The following is a 13,594-nucleotide window of genomic DNA, read 5'->3' on the forward strand; positions in this document are numbered from 1 at the left end:
AGATGTCTCGGCTCCTGTTTTTTTTTCCCTCTCTTTGGGTAGTCTATAAGGATAAAATTCACACAAGGGGGAGTGAAGATGTGCCCGGTACATGAGGAGGATTACAGTAAAGAGATTGAGATCGAAAAATCCATTACTCAATTTATCTTCCCTTTTTCATTTAAAAAAGAGCGTAGAAAGCACCTCATGGAACGGTTGAAAGAGGAGCACTATACGCACTTTTCACTGAAAGATCAAAGCCTTGAAACACAATTTTATGGACCTCACCACCACGTTTCACACTTTGATTTGGATCAATATTTTTTGCCCTACATAGAACAAATCCTGTTTCCATCCGCACACGAATCAGATGGTTTCCATCGCTTTTCAAAATCTCTTCAGTGTACGGGTATTCTTGAAACACGCAATGATCCTATTCCTTTTGAAATTTTGTCTCTTGATATTTTCATTTGTCCTTACCACATCGGCATGATTAACATTCGTGTTCAGCAAACAAAAGAGAAGATGGTTTTAACAGATACCCTCGACTTTATGAATCACTTTCGGGTGCTTGAACCAAAGCTAGCTGAACAAAAAGGCTCAAAGGTTTGTGTCGACGACCGAGTGTATGAAAAAGTTCAAGAGCTGATCTTTTATCATCTCTGTCCGTTTCTCGTATCGTTTGTTGATGAGCGTGCAGTAGAAGACGCTGCGTATTTTGGTAGCCTTCCTTATTTTGTTGATGAACGGATGTACGTAATAGGCTACATCTCAGTGAAGGATTTTGAATCCATTAATGATGTTCATCTGTACCGCGTAGGAAATGTAAATGGTTATGATGAGAGAGGAAGAATCCATGTCGCTGCGACGAACCCTTCCTACATTGAAAAAATGAATGAAAAACAAGTGTATGACCGCTGGGCTCCGCACACATATTACGTTACGAGCGACCACGTTTTTTGCTGTCTCACACATGAAAAGGACGATCAAGAAGAAGTGCTAGCAAGCGGGATGTTGGGGCAACATTATTACAACCTGTTGCTTCACTTTTATTACAAAGTTGTTCTCTTAAAGCTTTCCTATGAACATTCATTGCTTCGATTTCAAAAGGACGAAGATGAAATTGAAGGACTCATTAGTTCCATCTCTGTGTTTTCGGCTAAGTACCTCTTTTCAGAAATTAGCTCTCGTACGGAGGGCCAAGAGTTTGCTGAAAAATTCAAAGAAGTGTTTCATATTGATTCCATTTATATGGAAGTAAAAGAAACGCTGTTGAGCCTGTACCAAAATCAGGAGAAGTTAATCGATAAGCGCCACAACTACCTGTTATTTATTATGACGATTTATACCGTTATTTCGGGGATTTACGGAATGAACTTGGTGATCGACGATTGGAAAGGTAGTATCCATTGGCACCGAATGCTTCATTATTCATTTTTTGAATACATTTCGCTCCTTATCGCCATTTCAGGGATTTTCATTGGTCTAGGGATGGGAATCGCAGCCGTAATTAAGCTCCTCACAAGATGGATGAAAGGCAATCAATTCATGTAGGGAAGTTCTTTCGTTCAACAAGACTTCCCTTTTCAATCCATTCCTTTCGTAAAATCGCGTAGAGTGATGAAGCTCGCCATCCATCACAAATAAATAGATTTTCTCTTAAAATCCGATTTTCTTCTTCGTTATCAGCTAGTATTTGCTGAACAAACTGCTTGGAATCTTCTTTCGTGTTTGGTCCCCACGTTTGATAACGGCAAACCTCTTCACGTGCTGCATATGTATGTACATACTCCCAATCACTGAACACAAATTCTTTCAATAAAACCGTCGTTGTTTGCAAATCAGTTATCATGAAAAATCCTCCTCTTAAACGATCGTTTAGCGGTTAATTCTTCTCAAAAACGACATGTCCTTCTTATCATCGATGACGTTTTGATTCTTACGCGGCGTAAGTAGAAACCTACAGTGATATATGAAAGCCACCTCGCTGTTTTACAAGGGGCGACTGACCGTGATTCATCGTTGGCTGCAACTCATTATTTCACAGCGATTAAACAATAGTGAGAAATTCATATTTTTGAAACGCTCTCTACTTTTTTTAAACATTTAATGGTAAAATGTTTTTTTGGTCATACGTTTGCAACTCAGATAATAATAGAAGATGCAGCTTCGTTACATACACCGAATAGCTTGCCTCCTACTATGATTGTGAATTGCAAGGTTCTGTGAGGAGTCATTCCCTTCATGGTTCATGATCAAAGAGCATGTTTACATATTTAGTTGTGGTCTAAAGGGGGAGTTATTTCAATGAGAAAAAAAATCATGGGAGCCTTGCTGCTCGTAACGGTACTCGCAGCAATGGAAGGAACGATTGTCAGCACAGCAGTACCGCGGATCACAAGTGACTTATCAGGGATCGAATTAGTGAGCTGGGTGTATGCAATCTATATGCTTGCAACAGCGGTTTCTACGCCCATTTACGGAAAGCTTGCCGATTTGTTCGGACGTAAAAAAGTTATTTTAACGGGTATTATTATTTTCTTAGTCGGTTCCGTTCTATGTGGACTCGCATTTTCAATGGGACAATTAATTTTTTACCGCGCTATTCAAGGAATTGGTGCAGGTGCAGTTATGCCTGTTACGATGACTATTATCGGGGACCTTTACTCAGAGGCAAAGGATCGCGCAAAAGCACAGGGTTGGATCAGTGCCGTATGGGGAGTTTCTGGTGTAATTGGACCGCTTCTTGGTGGGTTTCTAGTAGACTCCTTAACATGGCGCTATATTTTCTTTTTGAACGTTCCGTTTGGACTCATTGCCTTTTTTATTTTGGCAACGAATTACAAAGAGCAAGTTACGAAAGAAAAGCACTACATTGATTATATTGGAGCCGTTACGTTCTCGATCGGAACCATCGCCTTTTTATACGCGTTGCTTACAGGAAGTCAGAATCAAAACTGGGGAAGCCCGTTAATCATTGGCCTCTTTGCTGTCGCCGTTGTAACGTATATCGGCTTTATCTTTATCGAAAAAAAATCACCAGAGCCATTAATTCCGCTCAACTTATTTGCGAATAAAAGCGTGCTCATCGTAAATATTCTTACTTTATTGGTCGGGGCTGTTGTGATTAGTATCACCGTGTACTTACCGATTTGGAGCCAGGGGGTAATGGGGAAAAGCGCTACGGCAGCAGGATTCGTTTTAATGCCGATGCCAATTTGCTGGACGTTTGGTGCCATTATTTCCGGTCATCTTGTTGGACGATTAAAAGCCAACTGGATCATTACACTCGGAACAGCTATTGTCAGCATCGCATCCGTTGTATTATTTTCCGTATCTAGCCATTCACCAGCCTTTTTAATTTATGTGGCTGTTGGCGTATTGGGTCTCGGTATGGGGATTATCACCCCTATTTTTATGCTCATTATCCAAGCGTCTGTAACGGCGAAAAAACGTGGCGTTGCCGTCGCTCTCAACACGTTCACTAACACGTTTAGCCAAACGCTCGGTTCGGCTGTATTTGGAACGATTTTTAATTTAGTTACACTATCAGAAGCGAAAAAGGTTGGCTCAGCTGATATTAACCTTAATTCGTCCTTTGAAGCTCACGGTGTTCCACAAAATCAGCTATCACAGCTGCATGATATTTTATCAGCAGGTGTACACACGATCTACGGAGGAACAATGATTCTAGCGCTGCTCAGCTTTGGAGTTTCTTGGCTGTTAATACGAGTCAAAGAAACGTCACAAGCAGAAATGCGTAAGTCATCCTAAATGAAAAGCTCAGGGAATTTCCCCTGAGCTTTTTGTATTACATCTTAAATCCATCTACTGTTTTTTGAAGCTCTGAAGCAAGCGAACTTAACGTTTGAACAGAAGTTGTAATCTCTTGAATTGCTTCTAACTGCCCTCCCGCAGAAGCTGCTACTTCGTTCGTCGTCGCTGCCGCTTCACTTGCAATGCTTGCCACCTCTTCTACTGAGGCCGTAATTTCTTCTGAGCCCGCTGAAATTTGCTGAGATATGGCGGCTACGCTTTCAGATTGAATCGTCACTTCCTCAATCGAGTGCAGTATTTTTGTGAACGATTGTCCTGCATTATTAACCACTTCGAAACCAAACTCTGCCTCTTTTTGGCCTTTTTCCATAATAGCTACTGCTTTTATCGTATCCCCTTGAATCGTAGATACAAGACTTGCAATTTGTGTTGCTGATGTTTTAGACTGCTCGGCAAGCTTTCTAACCTCATCTGCTACAACAGCAAAGCCTTTTCCATGTTCTCCGGCACGAGCTGCCTCAATGGCCGCATTTAGAGCGAGGAGGTTCGTTTGATCCGAGATTTGCGTAATAACCGCTAAAATTCCATCGATTTCTTTTGAATGTGAGCCCAGTAGTTTCACAATCGAAACACCTTCTTGTGCGGACGCTTGAATAAGTTTCATTTGTTCCATGGCGGTTTGAATCACATCGCCACCCTCTTTGGCAGTTTCTGTTGCCCCAAGAGATGACTCAGATACAACGCTAGAACTTTCTGCAATACGCTGAATACCGGTTGAGATTTCCTCCATCGCTCGCGCAGATTCTTCCGCACTCGTCATTTGCGCCTCAGCCCCTGTTGCTACTTCTTGGATAGCGGTCGTTACCTCTTCCGTCGTGTGAGCTGTTTGCTCACTGCTTGCTAACAGCTGCTCTGTCGAGGAAGCCAGTTGCTGTGATGAATCGTTAATTTTCGTTAAAAGCGTTCGTAATGAATCGATCATATGATTAAAGCTTCCAGCAAGAAGCCCTATTTCATCCTGCACTTTTACATTCATTTTTTCGGTTAAATCACCTTGTGACACTTTTGTCGTAACCGCAATCATTCTTCTTAACGGTCGAATAATGGAGCGAATTGTAAAATAGTTAAAAAAGGTTCCTAGAATGAAGACAATCGCCGTAACCCAAAAGGTAATATTAAAAATGGTGGAAGCTGCTTTTTTTGATTCACTTTGATCCATCGTGCCGCCGATTTTCCAGCCGGTTGTTGGATTGGTCACGTATACCATATGCTTTGGAGTACCTTCGAACGTATAGTTGAACTGACCTTCAGACGTACCCATCAAATGGTTTTGAATGGTATCACCTAGTGATTCACCAGGCTTAAGCGTAGGATGAAACGCGACTTTCCCATCTCCATCTGCTACAAAGGGATACCCTTTCTCACCTATTTTCGCAGCCGAAATTGTCTGTTTGATGTTCTCCACTTCGATATCAAATCCGATAACTGCACTTCCATCATCAAGGGCACGTGTCACCGTTATGACATAGTTTCCGTTTGAAGCATCCACATATGGAGGAGTCGTAATCGTTTTTCCTTTGTTATCCATCGCCTGCTTGTACCACGGACGCTCTCTCGGATCATAGTCCGCTGGCATATCACGTACAGGTTCGTTAATAAAAGCACCTGATGCAGTTCCAATGTACGCCATATCAAGCCCTGTAATAGACGTTTGCATATTTTTTAATTTCGTATGTATAACCTTGTAGTTCGGATCTTTGAACATAGCAGGATCGAGTTCTTTTGCTAAAAAATTCACTTGTTCCATTTTTGATTGCAAAATGGAATCTAATAAGTGACTAAGCAGTTGAACATTTTCGTCCGCACTTGATTCAATTTGTGTCTCGAGCTTACTTTTAGAACTTTCATACGAGAGCACGCCAATTAAAATAGTGGGAACGAGTAAAATCAAGCTGAATGATGCAACGAGTTTTGTTATTAATGACTTTTTTTTCAAATGCAAATCCTCCTAAGATGTGATGTACGATGTATCTAAAATTTTTAAGACTATGTATAGATAACAATCTATTTTTCGGATATTTTACCGAAAGTTTAATAGTGATTTTCTATACATTTGCTTATTCTCAAAAATGATAGCGTTATCATATCTAAAAAAACAAAAAAGCCTTAGCTCTTTGCTAAGACTTTTACACTGTCTTCATCATTTCTCATTTCTACTAATTCCTGGGCAATAGTTGAGACCTGCTCTACAGAAGTACTAATTTGCTGAATTGCTTCATCAAACTCATTTAGCTGTGCTTCTACAAGCGCATTTTGGTCTTTGGTTTGTTTCATCGTGTTAACGATCTCTTCAAAAAACGTTTGTAATTGCTGAAGCTGTTTTGCATCTTCACTAATTGAATCATCTACTTCTTCAATATAGCCAGAAACTTGGCTAATTTGCTTGTTCGTTGCCTCAATTAAATCGGCTACATCACTAACCGACATTTTCGTTTGCTCGGCTAGCTTACGCACTTCACTCGCAACGACTGAAAAGCCCTTTCCAGCTTCTCCTGCTCGTGCTGCCTCAATCGCCGCATTGAGCGCTAGAAGATTTGTTTGATCCGCAATAGACGTGACGAGACCAACAATGTTGTTGATTTTCGTTGAAATGTCTTTAAGATCCTTCATTTCTCCTTGAATAGTTTTCATTAATTGCTGCACTTGCTGCATTTCTTCATGCTGCTCTTGAAGCTGCGTCATTCCTTTATTCGACTGAATTTCTACGTCCGTTGCCATTTCCGTTGCCCTTTGTGAAAAGGTAACGATTTGAGTGGACTGCGAGACAATTTGCTGCACGGCTGCGCTATTTTCGCTTGAAATATCCACTAGATTAATAGACGTGTGGTCCATTTGGGTAAGCAAATGCTGCCTTTTTTCATTTTCTGCTATGCGCATCCCGTCTCTTACTTCCTCATAGGCTTCTAACACGAGCTGCTGCTCGAGACTAAGAATTTTGGTCACCGCACTAATATATTGCTCATAGTCGGCTATATGCTGCACTTGATTTTTGTACGTATTCACAATAGACCAGAGAAGGTTTTGAAACCCGCACAGATACCACTTTGGCTTTAAGCCAACTTGTACATTCAAACGTGCTATGTTCAGGCGCTTTTGCACGAAGTCGCGGTCGATACAGCCCGAGAAAACTTCCTCAATATGCCCCTTCAAATATTGCTGCAATTTAGCCGATCCACCGTTTTGTTCCACGAGCTTATCTAGCGCCCCGTTATGGTTAATATCCTTATAAAACTGATGAACCAATGTGTCTAGATGCTCTTGAACAAACGGCTTAATTTCTCTTAACCTTCCTAAATCCTTAGTCGTAAGATGAATAAGCTGTAGCTGTTGATTAAGCTCGTCTGTTGCATCTAGCGTAATTGTACCTTCTTCAATCACTTGATGAATAGAATGTTCTTTTTTCTCTTTCTTATTAAAAAACATGTAATAGGCCCCTGTTCCATTTTATAATTAAACCGGTTCTATTATAGCACTTATTAACATTAGTAGAATAATTTTATAAAAATACCCTTTATTTCCTCCTTCTCATATCAACCAATTCTTGCGCAATTATAGAAACGCGATCAACGGTAGCGCTGATTTGTTGAATGGCCCCATCAAATTCATGGATTTGCTTTTCTACTACGGCATTTTGTTGTTTACTAACATTCATTGTGGAGAGAATCCCTTCAAAAAACGTTTGAAGGTGTTGAATATTTTTTGTATCTTGATTAATGCTTTCATCCACTTCTTTAATATAGCCTGACACTGCGTTGATTTGCTTGTTTGTATCTTCTATTAAATTAGACACGTCGTTCACCGACATCTTCGTCTGTTCCGCTAACTTACGTACTTCGCTCGCAACGACTGAAAAGCCTTTTCCAGCATCTCCTGCTCTTGCGGCTTCAATAGCAGCGTTCAGAGCTAATAAATTTGTTTGATCGGCTATAGCGGTCACAAGTCCGACGATTGTTGTAATCTTCCCTGAAATTGTATGAAGTTCTCTCATTTCCTTTTGAATGGTCATCATAAACGTTTGAACCCGTTCCATTTCCTTTTGCTGCTCTTTTAGCTGAGAGATTCCTTTTTGTGATTTTTTCTCTACTTCATCGGCTAACGTTGTGGCTTTCTGTGAAAACTCTACTACCTGATGTGACTGTGCTACAAGCTGCTGTACAGAAGCACTGTTTTCTGTAGAAATATCCGCTAAATGATTGGACGTGTCTTCCATCTTTCTTACTAACTTCAATTTTTCTTCTTCTTGCTTTTTACGTATGCGAATCGTTTCTTTTTCAAACGCCTCCAGAACCAACTGCTGTTCGAAGTTTAATATTTTTGATGTTGCAACAACGTAGCGATCGTAGTCATCAATTGTTGTTGCATTGCTTTTATAAATCGTCAAAAATGACCTTAACAAGTCTTGAAAAGCTGCCAAGTACCATTTTGGTTCCAGACCAATATGAACATGTACGTGTGCAATGCGCATTCTTTTGTTAATAAACGCCTCGTCAATTTGGCCATTAAACATTTCAATAATATGATCTGTAAGCGTCTGCTTTAGCTTATCAATGCTACTATACGTTTGAATGATCGTGCTTAAGCGCTCTTCATGGTCCAGATTACGATAAAACTGCTCGACAATCCCTTCTATATGTTCTGCTACGAGCGGCTTAATTTCATGCAAAACTCCTGCATCTCCCACTGTGAATTCGATCATCTTGAGCTGTTTCCAAAGCGGATGATTTGCTGGAAGATTAATCATTCCTTTATATAGCACTTGTGAATGGTCCTTTTGCCCTTTTCCTTTTCTCTGTAAGAACATTCCTTTATTCCCCTATCCTTGTAAATGATCAAAAAACCGTACCTATTATAGCATTTTTTTACACAAATGGAGGAATTATGTTTAGCGATAACATCATTTTCTACACATAAAAAACACACCTTCATTCAAAGTGTGTTTTTAGCCTTCATCGCTTCGATCGTGTGGAATGGTATCATGGTACTCAGGCGGAGCAGACTTTAGTATCGGTGCTTCCCTAGTCGCAAATAGCTATTCATACTTATACTCTCCACTGCCATCAAAACTTGGGCCGTGAGCCCATTGTTCTTTTTTACTGTCTTCACCTCGAGAAAAATTAAATAACGTGTGGAATACTTCTTGTTTTTCAAACTCTCTTGGAAAAGTAGAGGGAACCACAATATCCTTTTCTCTTTCTTCTATTTCTTTAATGGCTACATACCACTGATTTTGGTGATATGTAGCCCTAGCGATTAAAAAGATCGTATGGATGAGTTTAACTTATTGGTAGCTTTTTGAAAACCAATCTATGCTTTTTTCACCTCTTTTAGCTGTTTCCAATAAAAAAACCACCGGTATAATTACCGATGGTCTCATGGATAGACTTATAGAGAAGCGCGTAAAATAGATAAAATATCTTCTTTGTTTAATGATTGGAAGTTTCCAAATCCACCGTGCTTCATTTCTTTTGCCGCAATTTCAGCGATTTCCTCTAGACGATCTTCGCCAATATCGTAATCAGCAAGGCGTGAAGGTGCCCCAAGACTTGACCAGAATGCACTCAAGCGATCAATTCCTTCTAATACAACTTCCTTATCGCTTTTTCCTTCTGTTTCAAGGTCAAACATATTTGTCATTAGACGCTTCATACGTGTTACATCTTGATCCACTACATGTCTCATCCAGTTCGGGAATAAAATGGCCAAGCCACCTGCATGTGGAATATCGTATACCGCAGATACAGCATGTTCAATCGTGTGAGACGCCCAGTCGCCAAAGTAACCCATTTGCAATGTTCCATTAAGGGCAATCGTACCGGAATATAAAATCGTTTCACGATGTGTGTAGCTTTGTAAATCCTCTAACAGTTTTGGTGCCGTTTCAATCACTGTTTGAAGAACGGAATAGCACATACGGCCTTGAAGAGGCGTATTTTTTACATTGTGGAAATATTGTTCAAATACATGACTCATCATGTCAACCATGCCGTACACCGTTTGATCTCTCGGAACAGACATCGTGTTTGTTGGATCTAGAATTGAGAATGCAGGGTGTGTCGCTGGGCTACCCCATACGTATTTCTCGTTTGTTTCCCAGTTTGTAATAACAGAATCAGGATTCATTTCTGAACCAGTTGCCGCAAGCGTTAGCACCGTTCCGAACGGAAGAGCTTTTGTTGCTGCTACCTGTTTGTTAATAATATCCCAAACGTCTCCTTCGTACACCGCTCCTGCTGCAATCGCTTTTGTACAGTCAATAACGCTTCCGCCGCCAACCGCTAGTAAAACGTCGATTTGTTCATTTTTACAAACCTCAATTCCTTTTTTAACGGTTGCTAAGCGAGGGTTAGGTTCCACTCCAGCTAACTCGTGTACATTAACGTTTAGCTCATCTAAAATAGTTTTGATTTGATCGTAAAGACCGTTTTGCTTAATGCTTCCACCACCGTAAACGAGCAATACGTTACGGCCATATTGAGGAAGCTCTTCTTTTAAAGCTCCAACTTGGTCTTTTCCAAAAATAAGTTTCGTTGGATTTTTATACTGAAAGTTTTCCATAAGTCGTTTCCTCCTAGTTTTATTATGTAGTTTATTTACTGTTATCTTTAGGACAAGAACGTCATTATAGTAATAAATTGTTCGACAATCAAGCATAATCATTCACTTCATAAACTATTTATTTTTTCGCAATCTTCCTATAAGTGCCTAGATGCATCAAAAAAAGCATTCACCTTAGTGAATGCTCTTCCCATCATTTTATTCAACTCTGACAAATATCTGCTCGTTGGCATCCTCAGGAAATACACCGAAATCATTCATTGTACGTAAAATGATTTCGTTTATTTTCTCTAGCTCACTGCCGTTTTGCCAGTGTGGATATGAACCAAAAAGCGTTCTTAGCTCATTTCCTAGCTCTTCAAAATGTGTCATCCAATAGCTTTCCTCAAACAATATGAGAATGCGGGAAAGAAGCTCTTTTTTGTTTTCTTCACTCGCTTGAAGACCGTCAATATTGCCATGAATGGCTGCAGCGGTAAAAAGTACATACCCCATGTCTTCATAAATACTTCTAAGCAAGTGATGATAATTTCCTTGATGGTTGTTTTTATGATAAACCGTTCGGTCGTAAAACCAATTCAGCACCCCATGCAATGACTCGATCCCTATATCTCCCGGTGGAAACATAGATGCTGCTTTTCGTGAGGCATAGTATTTCTGCCATGTGTTAAGGGATAGCTTTCCTAAAAGCGATGGCAACAAATTGCGTTTGGCATCGTCAGCTAGCTTTTGAGTCGTATACTGATCGATACGTGCAAGCTCATGATAAATTGCATACTTCACTTGTTTGCTCGCTTCTGCATATTCATCGTTTGGCGAAAATAAGGCCTCAAGCCCCTCATAGCGTAAAAACAATGCCTGCTCTTCTTTCCCTGCTTCGTTTGTATAAAAAACGGTCACAGCAAGACTTTGTTCAATACCTTGAATCGCCTGCTCTTCATCTATATTTACTACTCTTCCAAACAACTGAACCTCTTTTTCAAAGTTATTTGGCACGTGGACTTGTTTAAGAGATTGAATAACTAAGTGCCCCATTTCAGCTAGCTGACTTAAAAAATGCGTCAACCCTGCTTGAATAAGCTTAAGGTTCTCTTCGTCTATTTCTCCATATTGATCATTCACTAAATATTTTGTATGTAAATGGATCGTTAAATCTGCTTCCATTTTTCACTACCTCGATTCTTAAGATGTATACATGTGACGTATTATCGTCAACCATTCGACAAAAACCGGTAATCTCCTTCTCAAAATGACAAAAAGATAAAATTTTCTAACTATTCCCCCCTGAGACAATGCTTTAATGATCCATTCGATGTATAACTTCATTCCGTAAATCTTCATTATGTACCATCAAACCATAAACACATGGCTTGATGAGTAGAAACAGCTTAAGCAAGCTTTCTTTTCGCTTTGGTCATGCTTGCAGCCAATATATTTGAAATAGAAAAGATCCTCGTTTGATTTCGCATGAGACACAGCGCTTTTATATAGGTGGGATGAATGTCATGAATCATAACCGTTCGCTGTGTAATTGTGCCGTTTCCATCCATGTAGATTATTTCAACAGACGCGTCGCTTTCCAATGCTCGTTGAAGGATTTTTTTCATCTGTCATCATCTCCTTAAAATGATTATACAGAACAAATGTTCTTGCATCAATTTAAAGTCATCGACATTTTATGATCCTTTTATTTCCTTTAATCGTGAGGTAATTTTTTCGGAGGATTCACGTATTTCCCATGAATTTTAACACCGACTCCCTGATCATATACCATCTTTCCACCATAATATCCGACCCCTAAAATGCCACCGGCAGCGGCAATGGAAAGTACCAAATAAACAGCAAGCCAGCGTTTCGTCATTTCTTTTTTCTTCCATATAAAGAACGAGCGGAGTGCTGCAACTAAAAATGCGACGATAGTTGTAAGATGCGCCAAATTTTCATGCAGATGAAACACATTGGTATTTCCGCGCGCATCTTCTTCTGGTCCAGTTCCTACGGCAATCCAAGCCGCAACGAACGCAATAACCCATAAAACATATCCCTTTTTAGCTGAAAATGTCCGCTTAATAAAAATAAGATATAAATCATAGAAAACTGCTAAGATAATAATCACAATTGGAAAATGAACGATAATTGGATGAATATGTGAGAGCACTTCTTCAAACACGAGTTTTCCCCCTCTCATCAATAACGTGAGTCCTTACTACTTTATTACACATAGAATAAAAGAGTTCCATGAGATGACCATTTATTTCCTCCTTACAATTATGTAAGTTTATTGTAAGAATAGGCATGCGGTAAGCGTAAATCTGTTCTTTTATACTAAACGTAGATCATTTATGAAAAAGGAGATTAACAATGAAAAAACCACTTACGCTTGTCCTTACATACTGCATACTCGTATTTGGCAGCACCACTCTATTAAATCTTACACATACCCCGTTCCTAGTTGCGATTAGTCAACTAACTCCACTTTTTTCAACCTTTTTTGTCTTTATTTTTTGGACTATGAAAAAAGATTTTATAAAGGAAATAGGTATCTTTCGCCTCGGTAGCTTAAAGAGTTACCTATATGGTTTTCTATCATGTGTTCCAATCATTGTAAGCTTTTTAATGGCTTGGTCACTCGGATACATTGATCTACCACCCGTTGATCGCTTTCCGGCTTGGCTTCATGGGCAACAAGGTCGTTTTTGGTTCATGCTGCAACATTCGTTAAGTGCTTATTCACTTCTTTCTCTTCTTCTGTTCTCATTCGGAGAAGAAATCGGTTGGCGAGGTCTCTTACACACGCAACTGCTGAAAGTTGTAAGTACCAAAATGACGGTTCTTCTTACAAGCTTACTCTGGCTACTATTTCACCTACCGTTTTATTTAAATGGATACAATGAATCTGGCACTACCTCTGTTAATATTATGCTATTTAGCTTCATGATCGTCCCCCTTTCAATTGTGATGGGGTGGGTACGACTTCAAACGAAAAGCATTTGGCCGCTTGTGATTTTTCATGCCGCTATTAATTTTAGCCGTTCATTTTTGGAGCAGCTGTTTTACAGTAAAAAAGACGGTTGGGAGCTAATCGCAGGCGAATCTGGAATCATTAGCATTATGATTTGGATACTTATCGCTATACCTTTGTGGAATGTCTTTACTAAAAATGAAAAAAGCATGCAGAAAATGAAGACGAAAACACTATCGATACATGCACAAAAGCCCTGAG

11 protein-coding genes and 1 pseudogene are annotated in these 13,594 nt (G+C 39.7%); 3 read left to right on the top strand and 9 right to left on the bottom strand.

Features of this window, described 5'->3' with window-relative positions; translation table 11 throughout:
* The first annotated feature begins 78 nt into the window (after window positions 1-78).
* Window positions 79-1,533 carry a magnesium transporter CorA family protein gene (locus IE339_RS16250; protein WP_242169217.1) on the top strand — a complete coding sequence of 485 codons (1,455 nt, stop codon included), beginning with the start codon at window positions 79-81 and terminating at the stop codon, window positions 1,531-1,533.
* Here IE339_RS16250 and IE339_RS16255 read toward each other — a convergent pair.
* Window positions 1,526-1,831, bottom strand: coding sequence for a hypothetical protein (locus tag IE339_RS16255; RefSeq protein WP_242169219.1), 306 nt, complete (start codon window positions 1,829-1,831; stop codon window positions 1,526-1,528). The two genes, IE339_RS16250 and IE339_RS16255, sit on opposite strands and share 8 nt — an antisense overlap.
* Window positions 1,832-2,286: 455 nt before the next feature.
* Between IE339_RS16255 and IE339_RS16260 the strand changes: the two genes are divergently transcribed.
* On the top strand, window positions 2,287-3,753 hold the full coding sequence (locus tag IE339_RS16260; RefSeq protein WP_242169221.1) for an MDR family MFS transporter: 1,467 nt from the start codon (window positions 2,287-2,289) through the stop codon (window positions 3,751-3,753).
* A gap of 37 nt (window positions 3,754-3,790) precedes the next feature.
* On the opposite strand, the gene IE339_RS16265 is transcribed toward IE339_RS16260, so the two are convergent.
* The 8 genes and pseudogenes from IE339_RS16265 to IE339_RS16300 form a co-directional block, all read right to left on the bottom strand.
* Window positions 3,791-5,752: a methyl-accepting chemotaxis protein gene (locus IE339_RS16265; RefSeq protein ID WP_242169223.1), complete on the bottom strand. Its 1,962-nt coding sequence runs from the start codon at window positions 5,750-5,752 to the stop codon at window positions 3,791-3,793.
* A 170-nt stretch (window positions 5,753-5,922) separates the two neighbouring features.
* Window positions 5,923-7,239, bottom strand: a complete 1,317-nt coding sequence (locus tag IE339_RS16270) for a globin-coupled sensor protein (RefSeq protein ID WP_242169226.1) — start codon at window positions 7,237-7,239, stop codon at window positions 5,923-5,925.
* Window positions 7,240-7,327: 88 nt separating this feature from the next.
* Window positions 7,328-8,617, bottom strand: coding sequence for a globin-coupled sensor protein (locus IE339_RS16275; RefSeq protein WP_242169227.1), 1,290 nt, complete (start codon window positions 8,615-8,617; stop codon window positions 7,328-7,330).
* Between the two features lie 138 nt (window positions 8,618-8,755).
* Window positions 8,756-9,073, bottom strand: a pseudogene (locus tag IE339_RS16280) (manganese catalase family protein); the annotation flags it as partial.
* A gap of 125 nt (window positions 9,074-9,198) precedes the next feature.
* Window positions 9,199-10,371, bottom strand: coding sequence for an iron-containing alcohol dehydrogenase (locus IE339_RS16285; protein ID WP_242169229.1), 1,173 nt, complete (start codon window positions 10,369-10,371; stop codon window positions 9,199-9,201).
* Between the two features lie 198 nt (window positions 10,372-10,569).
* Complete coding sequence (locus IE339_RS16290; protein WP_242169231.1) at window positions 10,570-11,535, bottom strand: hypothetical protein; 966 nt, start codon at window positions 11,533-11,535, stop codon at window positions 10,570-10,572.
* 224 nt (window positions 11,536-11,759) lie between these two features.
* Window positions 11,760-11,978, bottom strand: coding sequence for a hypothetical protein (locus IE339_RS16295; RefSeq protein ID WP_242169233.1), 219 nt, complete (start codon window positions 11,976-11,978; stop codon window positions 11,760-11,762).
* A gap of 89 nt (window positions 11,979-12,067) precedes the next feature.
* A complete protein-coding gene (locus tag IE339_RS16300) occupies window positions 12,068-12,541 on the bottom strand; it encodes a DUF2231 domain-containing protein (RefSeq protein ID WP_242169236.1) in 474 nt (157 codons plus the stop codon).
* Between the two features lie 191 nt (window positions 12,542-12,732).
* On the opposite strand from IE339_RS16300, the gene IE339_RS16305 reads away from it, so the two are divergent.
* Window positions 12,733-13,593 (top strand): CPBP family intramembrane glutamic endopeptidase, encoded by an 861-nt coding sequence (locus IE339_RS16305; RefSeq protein WP_242169237.1) that lies wholly within the window; start codon window positions 12,733-12,735, stop codon window positions 13,591-13,593.
* Window position 13,594 lies beyond the last annotated feature (1 nt).

Origin of the sequence: Priestia koreensis (assembly GCF_022646885.1) — a bacterium.
Lineage (GTDB): Bacteria > Bacillota > Bacilli > Bacillales > Bacillaceae_H > Bacillus_AG > Bacillus_AG koreensis_A.

Excerpts from the sequence above, each read along its gene's own strand:
- IE339_RS16250 (WP_242169217.1), top strand. The coding sequence starts at position 79 with ATGTGCCCGGTACATGAGGAGGATTACAGTAAAGAGATTGAGATCGAA.
- IE339_RS16255 (WP_242169219.1), bottom strand. The coding sequence starts at position 1,831 with ATGATAACTGATTTGCAAACAACGACGGTTTTATTGAAAGAATTTGTG.
- IE339_RS16260 (WP_242169221.1), top strand. The coding sequence starts at position 2,287 with ATGAGAAAAAAAATCATGGGAGCCTTGCTGCTCGTAACGGTACTCGCA.
- IE339_RS16270 (WP_242169226.1), bottom strand. The coding sequence starts at position 7,239 with ATGTTTTTTAATAAGAAAGAGAAAAAAGAACATTCTATTCATCAAGTG.
- IE339_RS16275 (WP_242169227.1), bottom strand. The coding sequence starts at position 8,617 with ATGTTCTTACAGAGAAAAGGAAAAGGGCAAAAGGACCATTCACAAGTG.
- IE339_RS16285 (WP_242169229.1), bottom strand. The coding sequence starts at position 10,371 with ATGGAAAACTTTCAGTATAAAAATCCAACGAAACTTATTTTTGGAAAA.
- IE339_RS16290 (WP_242169231.1), bottom strand. The coding sequence starts at position 11,535 with ATGGAAGCAGATTTAACGATCCATTTACATACAAAATATTTAGTGAAT.
- IE339_RS16295 (WP_242169233.1), bottom strand. The coding sequence starts at position 11,978 with ATGAAAAAAATCCTTCAACGAGCATTGGAAAGCGACGCGTCTGTTGAA.
- IE339_RS16305 (WP_242169237.1), top strand. The coding sequence starts at position 12,733 with ATGAAAAAACCACTTACGCTTGTCCTTACATACTGCATACTCGTATTT.